The 18,424-nt window shown below is 65.8% G+C and carries 22 protein-coding genes; 10 read left to right on the top strand and 12 right to left on the bottom strand.

The features are described 5' to 3' along the window. Nucleotides 1-6 precede the first annotated feature (6 nt). On the bottom strand, nt 7-1,233 hold the full coding sequence (locus ACYVI5_RS08285; protein WP_460579797.1) for an IS256 family transposase: 1,227 nt from the start codon (nt 1,231-1,233) through the stop codon (nt 7-9). 169 nt (nt 1,234-1,402) lie between these two features. Between ACYVI5_RS08285 and ACYVI5_RS08280 the strand changes: the two genes are divergently transcribed. Further along, nucleotides 1,403-1,789 carry a VOC family protein gene (locus ACYVI5_RS08280; protein ID WP_460537908.1) on the top strand — a complete coding sequence of 129 codons (387 nt, stop codon included), beginning with the start codon at nt 1,403-1,405 and terminating at the stop codon, nt 1,787-1,789. A 57-nt stretch (nt 1,790-1,846) separates the two neighbouring features. Here ACYVI5_RS08280 and ACYVI5_RS08275 read toward each other — a convergent pair whose 3' ends face one another. After that, on the bottom strand, nt 1,847-2,194 hold the full coding sequence (locus tag ACYVI5_RS08275) for a LysM peptidoglycan-binding domain-containing protein (protein WP_460579794.1): 348 nt from the start codon (nt 2,192-2,194) through the stop codon (nt 1,847-1,849). 311 nt (nt 2,195-2,505) lie between these two features. After that, nucleotides 2,506-2,826 (bottom strand): hypothetical protein, encoded by a 321-nt coding sequence (locus tag ACYVI5_RS08270; protein ID WP_460579793.1) that lies wholly within the window; start codon nt 2,824-2,826, stop codon nt 2,506-2,508. A gap of 34 nt (nt 2,827-2,860) precedes the next feature. Between ACYVI5_RS08270 and ACYVI5_RS08265 the strand changes: the two genes are divergently transcribed. The 4 genes from ACYVI5_RS08265 to ACYVI5_RS08250 all read left to right on the top strand — a co-directional run bounded on the left by ACYVI5_RS08265 (nt 2,861) and on the right by ACYVI5_RS08250 (nt 5,299). Continuing rightward, nucleotides 2,861-3,067 carry a ribbon-helix-helix protein, CopG family gene (locus ACYVI5_RS08265; RefSeq protein ID WP_460579796.1) on the top strand — a complete coding sequence of 69 codons (207 nt, stop codon included), beginning with the start codon at nt 2,861-2,863 and terminating at the stop codon, nt 3,065-3,067. After that, nucleotides 3,064-3,303, top strand: a complete 240-nt coding sequence (locus ACYVI5_RS08260) for a toxin (RefSeq protein ID WP_460579792.1) — start codon at nt 3,064-3,066, stop codon at nt 3,301-3,303. The genes ACYVI5_RS08265 and ACYVI5_RS08260 overlap by 4 nt, the downstream gene beginning before the upstream one ends. 335 nt (nt 3,304-3,638) lie before the next feature. After that, nucleotides 3,639-4,337, top strand: coding sequence for a TetR/AcrR family transcriptional regulator (locus ACYVI5_RS08255; RefSeq protein ID WP_460579791.1), 699 nt, complete (start codon nt 3,639-3,641; stop codon nt 4,335-4,337). Then, complete coding sequence (locus ACYVI5_RS08250; protein WP_460579790.1) at nt 4,334-5,299, top strand: aldo/keto reductase; 966 nt, start codon at nt 4,334-4,336, stop codon at nt 5,297-5,299. The genes ACYVI5_RS08255 and ACYVI5_RS08250 overlap by 4 nt, the downstream gene beginning before the upstream one ends. Nucleotides 5,300-5,350: 51 nt before the next feature. On the opposite strand, the gene ACYVI5_RS08245 is transcribed toward ACYVI5_RS08250, so the two are convergent. The 5 genes from ACYVI5_RS08245 to ACYVI5_RS08225 all read right to left on the bottom strand — a co-directional run bounded on the left by ACYVI5_RS08245 (nt 5,351) and on the right by ACYVI5_RS08225 (nt 7,750). Next, nucleotides 5,351-5,677 (bottom strand): transcriptional regulator, encoded by a 327-nt coding sequence (locus tag ACYVI5_RS08245; protein ID WP_460579789.1) that lies wholly within the window; start codon nt 5,675-5,677, stop codon nt 5,351-5,353. Beyond that, complete coding sequence (locus ACYVI5_RS08240) at nt 5,670-6,113, bottom strand: hypothetical protein (RefSeq protein WP_460579788.1); 444 nt, start codon at nt 6,111-6,113, stop codon at nt 5,670-5,672. Before ACYVI5_RS08240 ends, ACYVI5_RS08245 begins: the two co-directional genes overlap by 8 nt. A 285-nt stretch (nt 6,114-6,398) precedes the next feature. Further along, complete coding sequence (locus ACYVI5_RS08235; protein ID WP_460579787.1) at nt 6,399-6,920, bottom strand: P-loop nucleotide/nucleoside kinase family protein; 522 nt, start codon at nt 6,918-6,920, stop codon at nt 6,399-6,401. Nucleotides 6,921-6,985: 65 nt separating this feature from the next. Next, nucleotides 6,986-7,150 carry a hypothetical protein gene (locus ACYVI5_RS08230; protein WP_460579786.1) on the bottom strand — a complete coding sequence of 55 codons (165 nt, stop codon included), beginning with the start codon at nt 7,148-7,150 and terminating at the stop codon, nt 6,986-6,988. 120 nt (nt 7,151-7,270) lie between these two features. After that, a complete protein-coding gene (locus ACYVI5_RS08225) occupies nt 7,271-7,750 on the bottom strand; it encodes a TetR/AcrR family transcriptional regulator (RefSeq protein WP_460579785.1) in 480 nt (159 codons plus the stop codon). A gap of 46 nt (nt 7,751-7,796) precedes the next feature. Here ACYVI5_RS08225 and ACYVI5_RS08220 point away from each other — a divergent pair, with 46 nt between their 5' ends. Further along, nucleotides 7,797-8,228 (top strand): antibiotic biosynthesis monooxygenase family protein, encoded by a 432-nt coding sequence (locus tag ACYVI5_RS08220; RefSeq protein ID WP_460579795.1) that lies wholly within the window; start codon nt 7,797-7,799, stop codon nt 8,226-8,228. A 32-nt stretch (nt 8,229-8,260) separates the two neighbouring features. Here ACYVI5_RS08220 and ACYVI5_RS08215 read toward each other — a convergent pair whose 3' ends face one another. Together ACYVI5_RS08215 and ACYVI5_RS08210 are read right to left on the bottom strand one after the other, a co-directional pair. Next, nucleotides 8,261-9,025, bottom strand: a complete 765-nt coding sequence (locus ACYVI5_RS08215) for an SDR family NAD(P)-dependent oxidoreductase (RefSeq protein ID WP_460579784.1) — start codon at nt 9,023-9,025, stop codon at nt 8,261-8,263. A 72-nt stretch (nt 9,026-9,097) separates the two neighbouring features. Continuing rightward, nucleotides 9,098-9,856 carry an SDR family NAD(P)-dependent oxidoreductase gene (locus ACYVI5_RS08210; protein ID WP_460579783.1) on the bottom strand — a complete coding sequence of 253 codons (759 nt, stop codon included), beginning with the start codon at nt 9,854-9,856 and terminating at the stop codon, nt 9,098-9,100. Between the two features lie 181 nt (nt 9,857-10,037). Here ACYVI5_RS08210 and ACYVI5_RS08205 point away from each other — a divergent pair, with 181 nt between their 5' ends. Both ACYVI5_RS08205 and ACYVI5_RS08200 read left to right on the top strand, forming a co-directional pair. Continuing rightward, the gene (locus tag ACYVI5_RS08205) at nt 10,038-10,892 is read left to right on the top strand and encodes a helix-turn-helix transcriptional regulator (RefSeq protein WP_460579782.1); all 855 of its coding nucleotides are present in this window, start codon (nt 10,038-10,040) and stop codon (nt 10,890-10,892) included. Between the two features lie 74 nt (nt 10,893-10,966). After that, complete coding sequence (locus tag ACYVI5_RS08200; protein WP_460579781.1) at nt 10,967-12,184, top strand: serine/threonine-protein kinase; 1,218 nt, start codon at nt 10,967-10,969, stop codon at nt 12,182-12,184. A gap of 72 nt (nt 12,185-12,256) precedes the next feature. Here ACYVI5_RS08200 and ACYVI5_RS08195 read toward each other — a convergent pair whose 3' ends face one another. Both ACYVI5_RS08195 and ACYVI5_RS08190 read right to left on the bottom strand, forming a co-directional pair. Beyond that, on the bottom strand, nt 12,257-13,363 hold the full coding sequence (locus ACYVI5_RS08195; protein ID WP_460579780.1) for an NAD(P)-binding domain-containing protein: 1,107 nt from the start codon (nt 13,361-13,363) through the stop codon (nt 12,257-12,259). A gap of 57 nt (nt 13,364-13,420) precedes the next feature. Continuing rightward, the gene (locus ACYVI5_RS08190; RefSeq protein ID WP_460579779.1) at nt 13,421-15,847 is read right to left on the bottom strand and encodes a LamG-like jellyroll fold domain-containing protein; all 2,427 of its coding nucleotides are present in this window, start codon (nt 15,845-15,847) and stop codon (nt 13,421-13,423) included. Nucleotides 15,848-16,093: 246 nt separating this feature from the next. Here ACYVI5_RS08190 and ACYVI5_RS08185 point away from each other — a divergent pair, with 246 nt between their 5' ends. Continuing rightward, nucleotides 16,094-17,104 carry a LacI family DNA-binding transcriptional regulator gene (locus tag ACYVI5_RS08185; protein WP_460579778.1) on the top strand — a complete coding sequence of 337 codons (1,011 nt, stop codon included), beginning with the start codon at nt 16,094-16,096 and terminating at the stop codon, nt 17,102-17,104. Nucleotides 17,105-17,172: 68 nt separating this feature from the next. Next, nucleotides 17,173-18,423, top strand: a complete 1,251-nt coding sequence (locus ACYVI5_RS08180; protein WP_460579777.1) for a sugar ABC transporter substrate-binding protein — start codon at nt 17,173-17,175, stop codon at nt 18,421-18,423. Nucleotide 18,424 lies beyond the last annotated feature (1 nt).

Raw genomic sequence — 18,424 nt, 5'->3', positions numbered from 1 at the left:
AGACCATCATGAACCAAGCCCTGGCCCTCGCGGCCTAACCGAAACTGTCACCCATCCGTGCAGCAGTCCCGTTGGGTCAAGCGAGCGGGTCACGAGATACAGACACTTCAGCGCCGCCGCATCGTTCGGGAAGTGCCCGCGTGCCCGGACCGCGCGCCGGTACCGGGCGTTGAGAGACTCGATCGCGTTGGTCGAGCAGATGATGCGGCGGATCTCCACGTCGTAGTCCAGGAACGGGATGAACTCGCCCCAGGCGTTCTCCCACAGCACCCGGATCGCGGGATACATGCTCGCCCACTTCTCCGCGAACTCCTCGAACCTGGCCCGTGCCGCGGCCTCGTTCGGCGCCGTATAGACGGGTTTCAGGTCGCGGGCGATCTGATCCCAGTACTTCCGCGACGCGAACTTGAAGGTGTTGCGGATCAGATGGATGATGCAGGTCTGCACCGTCGTCAGCTCCCACGTCGTGTTGATCGCGTCGGCCAGGCCCTTGAGACCGTCGCAGACCACGATGCAGACGTCCTCGACACCGCGGTTCTTGATCTCGGTGAGCACGCCGAGCCAGAACTTCGCGCCCTCGCCGCCGTCGCCGGCCCAGATGCCGAGGATGTCGCGTTCCCCGGCCGTGGTGACGCCGACAGCAACATAGAACGGCTTGTTGCGCACCTGCCCGTCGCGGACCTTCACCACGATCGCGTCGATGAAGACGACGGGGTAGACCCGATACAGCGGCCGGTTCTGCCACTCGGTCATCTCCTCGATCACCTTGTCGGTGATCTTTGAGATCGTGTCCTTACTCACGCTGGCGCCGTAGACGTCATCGAAGTGCGCGGCGACCTCGCCGGTGGTCAGCCCGCGGGCGGTCAGCGACAACACGATCTCGTCGATCCCGTCCAGCCGACGCTGCCGCTTCTTCACGATCTTCGGCTGAAACGAACCCTCCCGGTCCCTCGGCACGTCGATCTCGACGGCACCGACCTCGGTGAGCACCGTCTTGGACCGGGTCCCGTTCCTGGCGTTCTCACCAGCGCTGGGCTGGTGCTTGTCATAGCCAAGGTGCTCAGCCATCTCGACCTCGAGCGCGGTCTCCAACACGGTCTTCGTCAACCCTGCCAGCAGCCCTCCCGGGCCGACGAGGCTGACGCCCTGCTCCTTCGCCTGAGCGAGCAACTGCTCGGCGATCTGCAGTTCATCGATGATCTCTCCCGTCACAGGATCGATCATCTCGGTCATCTGAGTCACTGCCTTACCTTTCGGTCAAGCCAGCCCCAGATCCACCGTTTTTCTGACAGTCCCGGGAACCACGCTGATCTGACGTCGCTAATCGATCGCCCTGTGATCGGTGATGTCTCGAGGCTTGGCGGCGGTATCGGCGCTTCACGGTATCGAGTACGGTGCGACTGTGACGAGTATCTGGCCGTTCCTGGCCGTGAAGGATGTGGATGCGGCGGTGGAGTTCTACATCGAAGCGTTCGGTGCTGTGGAACAGATGGAACGCGTCCGTTCCGACGACGGTGCGCAAGTGGCTGTGCTGATGATCGACGGATGTCCGGTTGGGTTGGCTACGGAAAGTGTTGAATTGCGCACGCCAAGCCCCGAGACCGTGCACGGAACGACGGTCCGCATTCACCTCGACGTTGACGACCCGGACGAACTGGCGGCGCGGGCGGTTGCCGCGGGTGCAAAGCGGATGTTCGCTGTTGCCGATCAGCCGTATGGCATCCGCCAAGGCCGGGTCGTGGATCCCTTCGGTCACCATTGGCTCATCAGCGGACCGCTGAAGTCGTAATCCCCGCGGCGTTGTGCAGAGCGCGCTGCGTTCGCAAGCGGATCCCCCTGCGTGCACTCACTGCCTGAGGGCGAGCTTCATTCCCGGCTGGAGCTGGCCGTATGCTCCGGAATTGGTGGTGAGTTCGTCGACGGTGATCCCGAGGCGATCGGCGATGCTCGAGAGATTGTCGCCGCTAGCAACGACGTAGGTAACTGGATCACCGGCCACGTCGTCGATCACGGTTCCTTCGGCTCCCGTCTCTGGGCCGTGATCGATGATCGGCGACGTCGTTTGCGTAGGCGAAAGCGGTGTGCTCTTCGCTGTGCCCGTTGCTGTGTTTGGTGCGCTGCTCTGTGAGGTACATCCATTGAGGGCAAAGGCCAGAACGATCGCCGCACTCACGACCCAGAACCGCTTGGACACGAACCGACACTATCGCCCGATGGGCCGCTGACCGGTCCGTTGCGCACCTAGTGGTCTCAGCCTTGAGACCACCGTCCGCGTCGGCTAGTCGCTCTAGCAGTTCGCGAATGGGACAAGGAAGTCGCATTGGAAGAAGTCACGTACGCGCGGGAGCGTTTCGTTGATGCCGACCCCGACCGACCACACGACGACGATGAGCACGGCGGTGAGAACAGCGAGCGCTGCCGCGAGGGCGAGCAGAGACCTTCCGGGACTCATCGGTTCGCAAGGCGCTGGTTTCCGTCGACGGGTCACGGATACATGGACCGCGTCTACTTGACCGTATATCCGGCGTCGCGGAGAACATCGATGATCTTGCTGATGCTGAACCAGCTCTCGATGATCGCTTGCTCGGATCCGTTCTCGCCCCAGCACGCCCAGACACGGCGAAAGAATCGTCGTTCAAGCGTGAGCGTGGGCTTCGACGCGAAGACTTCGTTCCCGAGGACGGAGAAGGCGATGCCGTTTTCGTAGACGTCCATCTGACGAGGAAACGGCCAGCTCGTGTTCACCGGCACAAGGCCCGTGATCAACGACAACCCCTGCGGGGCCAGGCTCGCCAGCCGCTGGCCGTACTCCTGAACGAGTGGCATTCTCACTCCAATCCGGCCCGCACGTCGCGACCACATCCAACCACGGGACCACATTCAGCTGAGAGCCGCGACATTGAAGAAGCGCGGCAGGGGTCGTCCCGGCCGCGGCGCGGAGCCTTCTCAGGTTGTTGCTCTTCGTCTGACGACGGAGGAGATCGCCGAGATCGATGCGCGTGCTGCTCGGGAGGGCAAGACACGTTCGGACATCATTCGTGAGGCGTTGGCGGCTTCCGCCGCGTGAAGGTTCATCGCTCGGCACTGAAGCACGGAATACTTGCCGAGGATGTCATCCAGGCCGCGAGCTGGGCGGTGTGGATCGAGGACCTCGATGAAGGTAGTCCGTCCCGGCAGCTGCGTCTTGGATTCGACACCCATGGTCGTCTGCCCGAGACGGTGGTACTCACGTTCGACAGCGGCAATGAGCTGGTGATTCACGCGATGAAGGCGAGACCGCAGATGCTGGACCTGCTTCCGTGAGCGCCGCTTTTGCCCACATCTGAATGAAAACCACCGTGATCACAGTCATCACACGCTCAAAAACCACGTAGTTCCGCGGATTTCGGCTCGCTGCCCAGCGCTTTCGGAGACCCGAGTAGAGCACACGCTCACACTCGTGGTGTCGCGGGCTCAAGCCCCGCGCCCGCTACTCACCTAGGGGTCTTACGTGCGTCGGACGATTTAGCCCACGCCCACGTGGAGGCGACAGCGATCGATGCTCGGTGGGAACCGGCTTGCGAGCGAGACGGCGGAGCATCCGCAGGAGATCTATACCCACGGTAGCTTCTGCTTGCCCAATTATGTATTGTCGGTACATGACCTCCGGACGGACACGGCTTCTCGACGCTGCGACCCACCTACTCTCTATCCGGCCTGCGGAGGTGCCCAGCACGCGTGAACTGTATGAAGCGGCCGGTGTGGCGGCTCCGACGCTGTACCACCACTTCGGGACGAAGGAGGGTCTTCTCGACGTGGTCGTGGAGCAGGCGTTCGCCGAGTACCTGCACCGCAAGGAGGCCATGCTCCGCACTGGTGAGCTCGTTGCGGACTTCCGCGCCGGTTGGGATCTGCACGTCGAGTTCGGTATCGCCAACCCGGCTCTGTATGCCCTCATGTATGCGCCCGGCCGGTGCAGCGCCGCAGCGGAGACCGCCGACCAGCACCTGCAGGCAGCTCTGACTCGCATGCACGACGTGGGGTTGTTGCGTATCGACGTCGCCACGGCAGCGTCGGTGACGACCGCGACAGCGATCGGATGCGTTACACAGATGAATCGGCAGCACCGGCCCATCACAGATCCGGCCGTGAAGGCGATCCGTGACGCCTTGATCGAACAGCTCACAGGGCAGCCGCCGACGAAGATTCCGCCGGAGCAGGCCGCCCGCGCGCTGCTTCGGGATCTTCCGAATCGCGCCCCGCAGTTCACCCCCGCAGAAACGGCGCTCCTCGCGCAATGGCTTCGCGGCATCGCGGACGAAGCCGCAAAGGCGCCAACGGAAGCACCCAGACCATGACCGGCACGGCCGAGCACGTCGGGTTCGATCCGACCCTGAGCCTCGGGAACGTGACCGTGTCGCGCCTCGGGTACGGCGCCATGCAGCTGACCGGGCCCCGCGTCATCGGCCTGCCTGCCGATCCGAACTCCGCGATCGCGCTGCTGCGGTACGCCGTCGAGCACGGGGTGCGATTCTTCGACACAGCCAATGCGTACGGACCTCGCACGGTGAACCAACTCATCGGCGCCGCGCTGGCCCCGTTCGGCGACGATGTCCTCATCGGCAACAAAGTCGGCGCGACACGAGGCCCGCACGGTGAATGGGTCACCGACAGTCGGCCAGAGACCATCCGCGCCCAGGTCGAGGACGCCCTCCTCGACCTCCGCGCCGAGCGGAGCGACCTGACCTACCTGCGGCTCTGGGGTGACAGCGAGGGACGTGCCGGGTCTATCGGCGGTGAGGTGTCGCTCGAAGACAGCCTCGGCGTTCTCGTCGACCTTCACCAGGAGGGCAAGATCGACCGCATCGGGATCTCGGGCGCGACATCTCCACTGCTCGCCCAGGCACAGCAGGTCGCGCCGATCGCTGCCGTGCAGAACCGGTACAACCTCATCGATCGCTCAGGCGTCGAAGTCCTCGACGCCTGCGAACGCAACGGCATTGCGTTCGTCCCGTACTACCCTCTCGCCACGGGCGTTATCGGAGAGCTCGACGCTCTCAGTCGACCAGCCCACCGACTTGACGTCCCCGAGACGAGGATCGCGCTCGCGTGGCTGCTGCGCCGCTCCCCGGTCATCGTGCCGATCCCGGGCACCACGTCCATCGCCCACCTCGACGACAACCTCAAAGCCGCCGACGTCGCCGCAGAGCTCACCGATGACGAAGTCCACGACCTGACCGCTCTCGAGGACGAAGCCACGGCAACACTGACCCGGATGCCCGCCCGGATTCTCGACGCCCTCCGCCGCCCACGGGCCTGACCGATCCGACTCGGCTTCCCGCACGTGGGCGGCAGCTTCACGGTGCGGCTCCTATGGCTTGGTCAGGTGCTGTTCGCCGTTGGCCACGCCCTCTTCCGCGATGTGACGAAGTCGGGCAACGTGCGCTGTCAGTGCGTCTCGGCCTTCGGGAGTGAGCGCGAGCGTGGTTTTGGGGTATCGGCCGGAGGCGACCTTGCGTACCTCGACGTAGCCGACGGAGGTGAGGGTTGTCACTTGTTTCGAGAGATTGGATGCGCTCATCTGGCAGTAGGCCTGAACGGCGGCGAAATCGGCCGTGTCGCATCCGGCGAGATAGGCGGCGATGCGCAGTCGAACGGGTGAGCTGAGGGTGGTGTCGAGACCGGCGGTGTCATCCATGGGGCAATCCAGCGGGGGCGCCGAATCGGGTGCGCAGGGTGAGGAACCAGGTCACGGCGGCCACGACTCCGAGACCGACGTAGATCACGCCGAGGGTCGGGGTGGCAGTCAGCCCGATCACCAAGAGGGCGACGGTGCAGATGGTCAAGACCGCGTTGTCGCGTCTGACCTGACCCCGGTAGCCGTGCAGCCCCGACCGATGGCGAATCACGGTGGGGATCGCGCCCGCGATCAGCAGCAGGGCAATGGCCAGCGCGAGGAATCCCGCGCGAGGCAAGCCCTGGAAAGGCTGTCCGAGGAGGGCGATACCCGTCCCTGCTGCCACGGCGCTCACGAGAGCGGCAGGCAACGGGAGGGGAGGTCGGCTGGAGGCGCGGTAGGCGGCGAGGGCATCGTCAGCCTGGCCGGCCGCCTCGCTGGGATCGTTCTCGTCCATGCAGGACAAACTAGCATCTAGTTGCCAAGATGGAAAGTAGATGCGGCGATGCATAATCGGTCGAACGAGGAAGAGCAATTCTCGTTCAGGGTGATTCCGGCGATCTTCGACAGGAACCGACCGGCTTGTTCGTCGAATGTTGGCCACGGAAGTTCGGGCTCGTTGATTTCAGAGAAAGCATCCACGCGAAGGTCACGCGGCCCGCCTCGCCGGTGTGCCGCCCGGCTGTGTTCGACGCCGTGTTCTACGTCTCGTCGAGTGCGAAGGGGCAGTTGAGAGGATCCTTCAGGGAGCGCGTTGGCGGATACTCCTGGTGATCTCCGCGACGGTCTCCGGGTTCATGGTGTCGTCCGCGTCGACAATCAGAGGGTTCTCGTCTGTCGGGGCCTCGAAGCTGGCCACGTGCGCCGCTATCACGTCATCCGTTACATCGTGGCGACCCGCGGCAACGCGATTAGCGAGAAGCCGTTCCCGTTGCCGTTCCGTGTCGATCTGGACCCAGACAATCGAGAAACTCGTGACGGACTCTGCCGCGACCTTCCTCCACCCATCTCGAATGAATCGTGGCGATCCCGTGTCATCCACGACGACAGCGCGCCCAGCTTCGAGAGCGCTGGTAGCGCGAGCCTGGGCGAGATCGTTCGTGCGCGCCCACTCTTCGAGCGGGATGCCATGGCCACCATCGAGCCCTCGTTCGGCGTTGATGGCGTCCAAGCTGAGCAGGTCGGCGTCCAGGGCATCAGCTAACAGCTCAGCCAGAGTGCTCTTCCCCGAGAAGGAAAGCCCACACATCAAGGTCAGCGACACCCTGCGACCCTATCCACTCGATAGCGCCCGCAAGAGGATCCGTTTGCAGGCACCGTAGTGCCGCGTCAAGCGGAGATGAGCCGTTCGACTTGCGCGAGCGCGTCATCGTGGCCCCACGGCACCACCTGGCCTGGTCCGCCGACTGCACGATCACCGTCCTCGAAGAGGCAGGCATCCTCGAGCTCACGCCGTAGCGCTTCGTCCGACCAGGTCGGCGTGGGTGGAGGCATCCGGATTCCATGCGCGAAGACGAGAACGCGAGATGACCTCTCGGATTCCGCTGGCGCCGAAGGTGATGCGCGCACGCGAAGGCGATCTTCGCCCGTGTCAAGCGCTGTTCGTTTCGTCGATCAGGATCGCGGTGGCACGCGGGCCCCGTGCAGGAAGACGGAGGTGACGGCGGCCGCCGTCTCTTCAATGCCTCGGTGTCCGCGTGCCGTTGCACCGAGCGCCCCTTTGATCAGGCCGGAGAACAGGTCGAGTAGAACGTCGGCGGGGAGATCGCCTCTCAACTCACCGTGGGCGATTCCGCGAGCGAAGAAAGCGCGCATCGGTGCTGTCACGCGGCTGTCGAAGTCGGGATGCGTCGTCCTGTACGTTACGCTGTCGGCATTGAGCGCCACGAACTTGCTGCCCGTGGCAATGATGGCGCGGGAAAGGCGAGCCACGCCCTCTTCGAAAGGCACGGCATCCAGCTGGGCTTCCTCGATGCGCAACGCAAGCTCATCAACAGTCGCGGCTGCCATCGCGCTCAGCAGCTGCTCGCGATTCGGAAAGTAGCGGTAAAGAGTCGCCCGAGCGATCCCGGCCGACTTGGCGATCTCGTCCATGCTCGCGGCGTCGCCCCGCGCGGCGAGCATGTTCACAGCGGTGTCGATGATCGCGGCTTTCGTTCGGCCGCGCACGGTCTCGCTCTTGGTCACCATCACGGTCCTCGATCTAGTTGAGAGGAGAGTGTATCGGCAGTGGACGGAGGCGCATCAAAATGAGACGATCGTGTCTCATTACAGAGGAGTGACGATGTTCGCACGAGTGCAAACCATCCAAGCGCCGGCCGAGAAGCTCGATGTGCTCGAGAAGCTCGCACGCGAGCAACTCGATGCCGCGCCGACGCTCTCGGGCTTCCGAGACTTCTACTTTCTGACCGATCGCGACAACGGAAAGGCTCTCGTCATCTCCTTCTGGGAGACCGAGGCCGATCTCCGGCGGTTGGAATCGAGCAATGCGTCGATCCGCGACCAGGTCAGGGCGGAAGCCCAGTTGGAGTCGCCGAGCTCCGAGGTTTTCGAGGTGGCCCTCAAGTCTTGACGAGAGGGTACGAGCGGCCGGGCGTACGGTGCCTAGAGGCGCATCCCCCCGGAAACCTCGATCCGTTCGCCGTTGACCCACGCCATGTCATCGGAGAGCAGCGCAGCCACGGCAGCCGCGATCTCCTCGGGTTCGGCAGGCCGGCCCAGTGCGGTGATCGCGCCCACTCGCGCACGGTACTCGGGGTCGTCACGGATGACGCCGCCGCTGAAGTCGGTAGCGGTAGCGCCGGGCGCGATGGAGTTCACGCGGATGCCGCGAGGGGCGAGCTCGGCGGCGAGGTAGCGGGTGAGCGGCTCGATCGCGCCTTTGCTCATGGCGTAGGCGGCCTTTCCGGGGAAGACGAAGCGGACCAGGCCGGAGGAGGTGTTGAGGATGCGGCCGCCATCGCGCAGCAGCGGCAGAAGCGCCTGCGTGGTGAAGAACAGCCCGCGCACGTTGACCGAAAAGAGCCGGTCGAACTCGTCGACGGTCGTGTCGGCGAAGGAGGCGGTGTGCCAGACGCCGGCGTTGTTGATGAGGTAGTCGATCTTGTCGGTTCCGCGTTCGGTGAGTTCGGCGTCGACTTGTTCGACGAAACCCGGCAGTTGCTCGAGCTGCGCGACATCGAGTTGGAGCGCGGTGACCTTCGCCTCCTTCGTGCCAGCAGCCCGGATGACCTCGTCCGCCGACTCCCTGTCGGTGTTGTAGGTGAAGATCACCGAAACGCCGCGAGCTGCTAGCGCAAGAACGGTCTCGCGGCCGATGCCACGGCTTCCGCCGGTGATGAGCGCGAGTCGCGGTCTAGTGTCAGTCATTTCTCCATCCATTCGTATCGGATGCCCGGAATCCTGCGAGCCGCTCTCGCGGGCAGGCGGGGGCGCAGGTGTTCAGAGGCTTTGCCCGCCGGATGCCTCGATGCGTTGCCCGGTGATCCAGCCGGCGCTGGGCGCGGTGATGGTACGCACCGCGCCGCCGATGTCCTGCGGTTCGCCCACACGGCCGAACGCGTGGTTGGACGTGATCATCGCCCGATATTGCTCGTCGTCGCGGATGATGCCGCCGGCGAAGTCCGTCGCCGTCGCTCCTGGCGCCAGCACGTTGACCGTGATGGCACGGGGACCGAGGATCTTCGCCGCATACTTCGCGTAGATCTCGATGGCGCCCTTCATCGACGCGTAGACCGAGTAGGCGGGATTGGCGACGTATCGGGTGAGGCCCGAGGAGGTGAACAGAATGCGGCCCCCGTCGCCGATCAGCGGAGCGAGTCGCTCCGTGAACAGGATCGGGCCTTTGACGTGGACCGAGTAGAGCGCGTCGATCGCGGCCGCATCCGTCTTGCCGAACGGCGTCACGCGATCGAAGCCGGCATTGTTGACGAGGATGTCGAAGCTTTCGCGGTCCCATTGATTGTGCAAGAGCTCGCGTAGTCGTTCGCCGAACCCGGGGAAGCTTTCGTCGTCGGTGATGTCGAGGCGAACGGCGACGGCGGTTCTGCCGCGTTCGGTCAGTTCCGCGACGACCGCTTCAGCCTCATGCGGGCTCGAGCGGTAGGTGATGATCAGATCCGTCCCGTCCTCGGCGAGGGCATAGGCGGACGCGCGGCCGATGCCGCGGTTTCCGCCAGTGATCAACGCGATTCGTGACATGCAGGTTCCTTTCGGACTCTCACGGGGGTGTCGACTCAGCTTGCCCGGAAACGGAGTTCGCGTGAATGCTCTGGACCGACCCCTCGATGCTCGCCCGACCTCGAATCGCATGAGTAGACCCTGCTGACAGTGGTACTCGCAGGGTCACGACCAGCCCGATCCGCGTGCCTAGCATGAAGCCGTGGAGTCGAAGCAGAACAACATGCTTGGCGACTACCTCCGTGCCCGGCGAGCACACGTGCGGCCCGAGCAGGTCGGGCTGCCGGGAGGCGCAAATCGGCGCGTGCCCGGGCTGCGCCGCGCGGAGGTGGCGCTCTTGGCGGGCATCAGCGTCGATTACTACCTACGCCTGGAGCAGGGCCGCGACCAGAACCCGTCCCGGCAGATCCTTCAGTCGCTCGCCCGCGTGTACGGGCTCGACGCCACCGGCACCGCTTATCTGCTCTCCCTCGCCACGCCTGCGACCAGCGGGCCGCGTCACCGCCCCAGGCGCGAGAGCGTTCCTGAGGGCATCGCCAAGCTCCTCGCATCCATCAACCTCCCGGCATTCGTCGAGGGCCGCTACTTCGACGTGCTGGCCGCCAACCCGCTCGCAACCGCGCTCTCACCCCGTCTGGTGCCCGGCGAGAACCGGCTCCGCGCAATGTTCCTCGACCCGGACGAGCGAGACCTGTTTCCCGATTGGGAAGACACGACGGCGCGGCTCGTCGCCGGTTTCCGACGCTCGGTCGGCTCCGACACCGACGACGCCAGATTCATCGAACTCGTCGGGGAGCTCTCACTCGCCAGCGACAGGTTCCGCACGTTGTGGGCGCAATCCGACGTGCAGCTCAGGCAGAACTGGCCGATCACTTTCAACCATCCGCTCGTCGGACCACTCACACTCAACCGCGAAAAGCTCATTGTCGGCGATTCCGTCCGGACTCTCGTCCTGGCCATCCACCATGCCGACCCCGGCAGCGAAAGCGCCGAGAAGCTCATGCTCCTTGCCTCGTACAGCGCAGCGGCCACGGAGGATGCCCTGTACGAGCTCTGAGGTCCGGCCGACGACGATCCGCGACGACGTCCACCTCGTACCCGTATCGTGGAGAGCCGATCGGAAGGAGACGGATGCCTGAGCCAGACCCGGCCGAGCCGGTGCTGCTGGCAGGCCGCTACCGTCTCGGCGCAGCCTTGGGCAGAGGCGGCATGTCTACCGTCTACCGGGCGTGGGACGAGAAGCTCCGCCGGCCGGTCGCGGTCAAGGTGTTCAGTGCGGATGGCGCCATCGGCTCCGACCCGGAGCGCCGACTGCGCGAGGCGCACGTGCTCGCCGCGGCGAGTCATCCGCACCTGGCCACGCTGTTCGACGCGGAATGGCCGGCAGGTCCGGACGATCGTCGGCCGGCGTTCCTCGTCATGGAGCTGATCGAGGGCGAGTCGCTGCGGCGGCGCATCGAACGCGAGGGTGCCGATCCTGATCTCGCGCGCCGCCTCGGCCGTGAGCTCGGTGCGGCGCTGGAGTATCTGCACCGTCGCGGCATCGTGCATCGCGACGTGAAGCCGGAGAACATCCTGATCGAGGATGCCGGCGGCTCTGTCAAGCTCGTCGATTTCGGTATCGCGCAGCTCCTCGGATCCGAGAAGCTCACGACCGCGGGCCTGGTGCTCGGGACGGCCGGGTACCTCAGCCCGGAGCAGGTGTCGGGCAGCGAGGTGGGCCCGGCGGCCGACGTGTACTCGCTCGGCCTCGTGGTGCTGGAGTGCCTGACCGGGCATCGCGAGTTTCCCGGTCCTGCCGTGGAGTCGAGCGTCGCCAGGCTGGCGAGGGATCCCGTGCTGCCGGCCGGCCTCTCGGCGGACTGGGGCGCGCTGCTCCGCTCGATGACCGCCCGGGACCCGGGCGAGCGTCCGGCGGCCGCGCGTCTGGCTGCATCCTTCGACGCGCTGGGACCCCCAGGGGAGCTCTCCTTGAGAGGAGACGGCGGGCCGACCGCGATTCTGACGGCTGCGCCCACCTTGCTGCTGCCCTCCTCGTCGGACGCGCCCACCATTCGCCTGGGGCTCGAAGACCGCGTCGAGGAGGCGCCTCCGGCCGTCGCACCGTCGCGCAGGAGGCGCATCGCCGTCGCCATCGCGGTCGTCATCGCTGCTGTTGTCGTCGCCGGCGCGGTCCTCGCGTGGTCCTTCTTGAGCGCCGGACAGCATCCGGCCACACCCGCGCACACTCCTGCGCCCACGGTCGTCGTCACCGTGAGCCCGACGCCCACTCCGCCGGTGGTTCCGGGCCCTGGCAAGCCGAAGGGGAATCACGGAAACGGAAACGGCAAGAAGAAGGGTCACGGCTGAACCGTCGCGAGGCGGAGCTGGCTCAGCGCGGCAAGACGTCTGCACGCGGCGAAAGGTCGCGGGCAGGGGTGATCACGGCAGGCTGGCGGCAGGCTCGACCGCGAGGTGTTTCGCGAGCACGCGGACGGCATCCCGCCCCGCACGATTCGCGCCCACGGTCGACTGCGAGGGGCCGAAGCCGATGAGATGGATGCGCGGATCCGTCGCGACCTGAGTGCCGAGCATCCGGATGCCGCCCAGCTCATTGCGCAGCTGCAGCGGCGAAAGATGATCGAGGGATGCCTTGAAGCCCGTCGCCCACAGGATGACGTCGACGCTCGTGAAGGTGCCGTCGGCTTCGCGCACCCCGTGGGGCTCGATACGCGTGAACATGGGTCGGCGCACGAGCACACCGCGGTCTCGCGCCGCGACAGCGTAAGGCGTCCAGCCGAGGCCGGTGTAGGAGACGACGGACCCGGTCGGGCGGCCGGCTTCGACGTCGGCGACCACCTTGGCGATGGTCGCGCGTCCGGTCGTCTCCGGTTCGAAGTGTCCGTCGATGAACGTCGGCTCACGCCGGGTGTACCAGAAGACGGTGGCGACGCGTGAGATCTCCTCGAGCTGCTGGACCGCCGAGATGCCGCCGCCGACGACCGCCACACGCTGCCCCGCGAACTCCTCCAGTGCGACGTAGTCGCGGGTGTGCAGCTGTCGGCCGCGGAACGTCTCCTGGCCGGGATAGCGGGGGAGCACCGGGTTGTCCCAGGTGCCGGTCGCATTGATGACGGCGCGGGCTATCCACCCACCGTGGTCCGTGCTGACGATGAGGTCGCCATCCGGATCGTGGTCGGCGCGCCGCACCGACCGGACGGCCACCGGACGGAGGATCGCGAGGTCGTGTTCCCGTTCGAAGCCGGCGAAGTATCGCGGAACGGCGACACGGCTCTCCTCTTGGGGATCCAAGGCGGGCGACGGATAACCGGGCAGAGCGAAGATGCCGTTGAGGGTGGCGACCTTCAACGATCGCCAGCGGTGCTGCCACGCTCCGCCGGGCGCGGGATTCGCATCCAGCACGACGTACGTCCGCTCGAGGCGGGGGTTCTTCAACGCGCTGGAGAACCCCCGCCTCGTCAGGTGGTACGCGGCCGACAGCCCGGCCTGACCGGCGCCGATGACGACGACGGTCGCCCTGCGGAGCATGTCGTTCACACCTTGCTGAACCAGCGGATGCCGGTGGTTCTTCCCCGGCCGGCTCAGTTACCCGGAGATCTTCGTCAGCGTCCAGAGCTGGTCGGGCGACTCCACATTCGAGCCGGTCGAGACCGGGTTCGACACGATGGTGGCGTTACGGCCGTTGCCCGATGAGTCGTTCGCGGTGGCTCCGCCTGTCTCGTCGAACGCATAGTGCACAACATCCCCGGCTCCGGCCTGTCCGCCGGCCAGTGCAGCCACGTCGGACGCCGTGAGCGCCCGGTCGTAGATGTTGAAGTCATCCACGGCCGCGTTCAGGTAGGGATCGTTGTATTCGGAACGTCCGATCCAGTCCTGAGTGGTCGCTCCGAGCTGGCTCGGGTGCACGGTCATGGCCGTGTTCGTGCCGACGGCGGTGCCGTTCACGTACAGCGTTCCCGTCGTGCCCGACACCGTCACCGTGAGCAGCGACCACGTGTTCAGCGGCAACTGGGACGTGCCGTTGATCACCTGCTCGCCTCCCGCACCGCTCGTGGTGATCGCGAATCGAGGGGCCGAACCGGCGTTCACAGTGAGGAAGGCGTAGTCGGTGGTTCCTGTGCCGATGTCGAAGACGCGGGACCACTGGGTGTCTACCGACGGGTTCACCCACGCCGAGATCGTGTAGTCGCCGGAGAGCCCGCTCAGGATGCCGTTCGGCATGCTGACGTATTCGCCGTTGCCGCACAGAGTGACCGCGCCGCCGATCTTGCCCGGGGTGCGGGGACCGGTGGCCGAGCACGCGGAGGTGAGCTGGCCATCCGCCCACTGGATCACCGCGGCGCCCGAGTTCGTGCTCCGCCCCACCACACCGAGCACGAGGCCGCTGTCATAGTTGGCGATCTTGTCGTGCCCAGCCCCGTCTGGGATGAGTTGCCAGAGCTGACCGGATGCCGACGACGGCTTCTGCAGGACTGCCCCGGACCCCGGCTCCTTGCCGTCGATGCCGAGCCGCAGGCTGCTCGCCTGGTTCGTGATGGTGTACAGGCCGTTCAGCGCTGGCGAGATCGTCCACCGCTGGGAGGCGGACTCGTTCGCATCCGCCTGCACGACGGCATCCGATCCCGAGGTCGCGGACGGCGCGAGTGCGAGCGAGCTGTTGGCGTTGGTCACGCTGTACGTGCCGGAGATCCCGCTCGCCTTCGTCGACTTCGAGACGACGAGGTGATATCCATAGCTGGCGTTCATCGCGACCGGGACCGTGATCGAGCCATCGTCGGAGACACGGTAGGTGGTGTCCGAGATTGCGATGGGTCCGGCCACGGCCGTGGTGCGTCCCTTCGACGGGGTGTACTCGAGCTTCACGTCGACGTTGCGACCTAGGTGCAGCGACTTCAGTCCGGTCACCTTGACCGCTGTCGATCCGGAGCCGCCGCCGAAGATGACGTCGAGGCTCTTCTTGTCGGGCGAGACGGATGCCGCGCCATCCAGCCCGCTGTTCGCCGGCGGCGTCGTGACGACCATGTTCCCGGTCATCGCGCCGTACCACGTGTAGAGCCAGTAGGCGCCGTTCGGCGATCCTCCGGTGTCGGTGAGGAGGTCGCCGAGGGTTCCGTAGTGGTTCCAGAACGCGAGCTCCGCGTTGTTCACGCCGTAACGCTCGAACTTCGCGATGTAGCCGACCAGGGCACCGGGCACGCCGACCTCCGACGGGGTCGCGTACTCCTCGATGGCGATCGGCCGGGGCGTGATGCCCAGGCTCTTCTCGATCGAGGTGACGGTCTGGATGTCACCGGCGATCTTGCTCGAGCTCTCCAGCTCGTGCCAGGCGATGATGTCGGGCACGGTGTCGGTGGCGACAGCGTTCTCGAGAAAGCTCTTCATTCCCGAGATGTTGTCCGAGTAGCTCGGTCCCTGGATCGGAATCGTGGGATCGAGCGACTTGATCTCACGCACCGTTCGGGTCCAGAAGTCGTTGAACGGCCCGGCCGCGGCGGCGTTCCACGTCCAGTCGGGCTCGTTCCACGGCGCCAGCGCCGAGATGTTCGTGGCTCCGGATGCCTGCACCGCCTTCACCTGCGTGTCGACGGCGTTCAGCCAGTCCGGCCAGCTCACCCAGCGATACGGGAAGTTCGGATACCAGTCCGACATGCGCACGACGACCTTCGCGCCGGCTTTCGCCGCCTCGGGTGCCACCTTGAGCGCGTCGCCAGCGGGGGAGGGCTCCCCGTTCGGCAGCTGCGATCCGCCGGGGGCCATCTGCACGAAGGTGTTCGGATGCAGCGGCTCGACAAGGGAGTCGGCCGGCGTCGTCGCTGTCGCCAGCCCGTAAAGCGAGCCGGAGGCCACGTGAGTCACGGGTCGCAACGTCTGATCGGCGCTGACGACCAGCGTGCTCGCTGCCGTGGGCTCGGCCGATGCGGAGGGCGACGTCGCGAGCGCGGCTGCGGCCAGCGCGGCCGCTACGCCGACGGCGGCAACGCTGCCCGGCAATCGATGGGAGGTGCGAATCATTTCCTGCTCCTGCTCTGGAGAGAACTGGCACTCGGTATTCCGTGCGGCGCCGAGCACGACGGTAACGCCCGCTCATCGTGCGCGTCAAGGGCCGACGCAAGCGCATCGATGAATCGATCGTGAGCACCGCCGGAGCTGCGAATGCCGCAATCCCCGCTGAAATCAAGGGAATACAGCAGGCGAGTTGCGGCCGTACGTAGACGTGCTTACACTCGCATCGACGCGCTTCGACGATGAGGAGAAACGATGACCACGATGGCAGACGTCGCCCGCCATGCGGGTGTTTCGGCCAGCACCGTGTCGTACGCGATCTCCGGAAAGCGACCGATCGCGCAGGAGACGCGCGACCGGATCGAGAAGGCGATCGCCGACCTCGGCTTCGCCCCGAACGCGGGAGCACGCGCACTCGCGTCATCGCAGACGCACGTGCTCGGCCTCTTCGTGCAGTTCCTCCCCGACGAGTTCTCGCCGGCCATGCTGCAGTACGTTCTGCCGATCTCGGATGCCGCCCGTGCCGCGGGCTACGACATTCTGATGGTCACGGAGGCCGACGGCGCCCATGCCTTACAGCGCATCGCATCCTCGAACATGATCGACGGCGTCATGCTGCTCAACGTCGCGCATGACGACGACCGCCTCCCGGTGCTGCGCAAGATCCGCCAGCCGGGCGCCATGGTCGGACTACCGCGCACAACCGAGGGCTTCGACGTCTACGACCTCGACTTCGCGGAATCGGGCCGAGTGCTCGTCGACCACCTCGCGGCCCTCGGGCACCGCGAGGTCGTGATGATCACACCGAACGAGCACGTGTACGAGCGCGGCGGGGCGTATGCCTGGCGCTTCCGCGACGCGGCACTCGAGCGGGCGTCGCGACACGGCATCCGCGTGTTCTCCTATCCGGGCGAGACGCAGCAGCCGGGCGTGAACGACCAGCTGACCCACATTCTCGACGAGCGCCCGGAGGCGACCGCGTTCATCGTGCACAACGACGCGATGATCGCCGCGCTGCCCTCCGTGCTGCACACGCGGGGCATCCGCGTGCCCGACGACCTCTCCGTCGTCGGCATCTACTCCGAAGACTTCGGGCGGCTGTTCTCCCTGCCGTACACGGCCGTGGAATCGTCGCCCGACAAGCTGGGCCGCGCAGCGGTCCAGACCCTGATCGAACGACTTCAGGATCCCGACTTCTCCGGTGACCACGTTCTCGAACTGGTCGCGCCGGAGATCACCGACCGGGGCAGCACTCGAGCTGTCTGACGGTCACGATGGCGTGCGCACGGATCAAACGCCGCTCACCACAGATCACATTTCAGAGAGGAAATACCGTGGACAAGACCCGAAAGGTCCGTGCCATCGCGGCGGCCGTCGTCGCGGCCGGAATCACGGCGGGCGCGCTCGCCGGATGCAGCAGCTCCGGTTCAGGATCCAGCAGCTCGGCAGGCGGAACCTACACGTTCTGGGACCCGTACCCGCAGTACAACGCGTCGTCGGACTGGGCGAAGGTCATCGACAAGTGCGGCAGCGACGCGGGCGTGAAGATCAAGCGCACCGCGTACGACACGAGTGACCTGACCAACAAGGCTCTTCTGGCGGGACAGCAGAAGAACTCACCGGACGTGCTCCTCGTTGACAACCCGGTGGTCTCGACGTTGGCGGATGCCGGCATCCTGACCACGACCGCCGACAACGGACTGTCGACCAGCGGCATCGCGCAGAACATCCTCGGCGCCGGTGTGATCGACGGCAAGACCTACGGCGTTCCGATCGGAGCCAATACTCTCGCGCTGTACTACAACCCCAAGGTGCTCGCGGCAGCGGGCGTGGACATCAACAGCGTGACGGACTGGGACACGCTGACCGCCGCACTCCAGAAGGTGGTGGCATCCGGACACAAGGGCATCACGTTCTCGGCGATCGGCACCGAGGAGGGCTCGTTCCAGTTCCTGCCGTGGTTCTGGGGTGCGGGCGCGAACCTGAAGAAGCTCGACTCGTCGCAGGGTGTCGCCGCGCTGCAGCTCTGGACCGACTGGGTGAAGCAGGGCCTGGCACCGAACTCCGTGATCAACGACACGCAGACGACGAGCTGGCAGGAGTTCCAGACCGGCGATTTCGGCTTCTCCGAGAACGGCACCTGGCAGAAGGCCAGCGCCGCGCAGGCGGGCTACAAGGTGGTTCCGCTTCCAGGGAAGACGGCCGGAACGGCGGCTCCAGCCCCCACCGGCGGTGAGTTCTTCACGATTCCCGTGCAGAAGGACTCGTCGCGGTACAAGACGTCGGCGAAGATCGTCTCCTGCCTCACCAGTTCGACGAACGTCGTGAACACGGTCAACACCCTGAACTACATCGGCGCGACGAAGACGGTGCAGCAGAAGCAGCTGGCCGCGGACCCGAGCCTCAAGCCGTGGGTGGACGCGGTGCAGACGGCGAAGGCCAGGACCGGCGACAACCTCGGCACGAACTACCCGATCATCTCGCAGCAGATGTGGGGAGCCGTGCAGAACGCCCTCTCCGGTTCGCAGACGCCGAGTGACGCCATGAAGGCCGCGCAGACCGCGGCGGCGTCCAAGACGAAGTGAT

Source organism: Humibacter ginsengisoli, from assembly GCF_054780095.1.
This window is presented reverse-complemented; position numbering and strand designations above follow the sequence as displayed.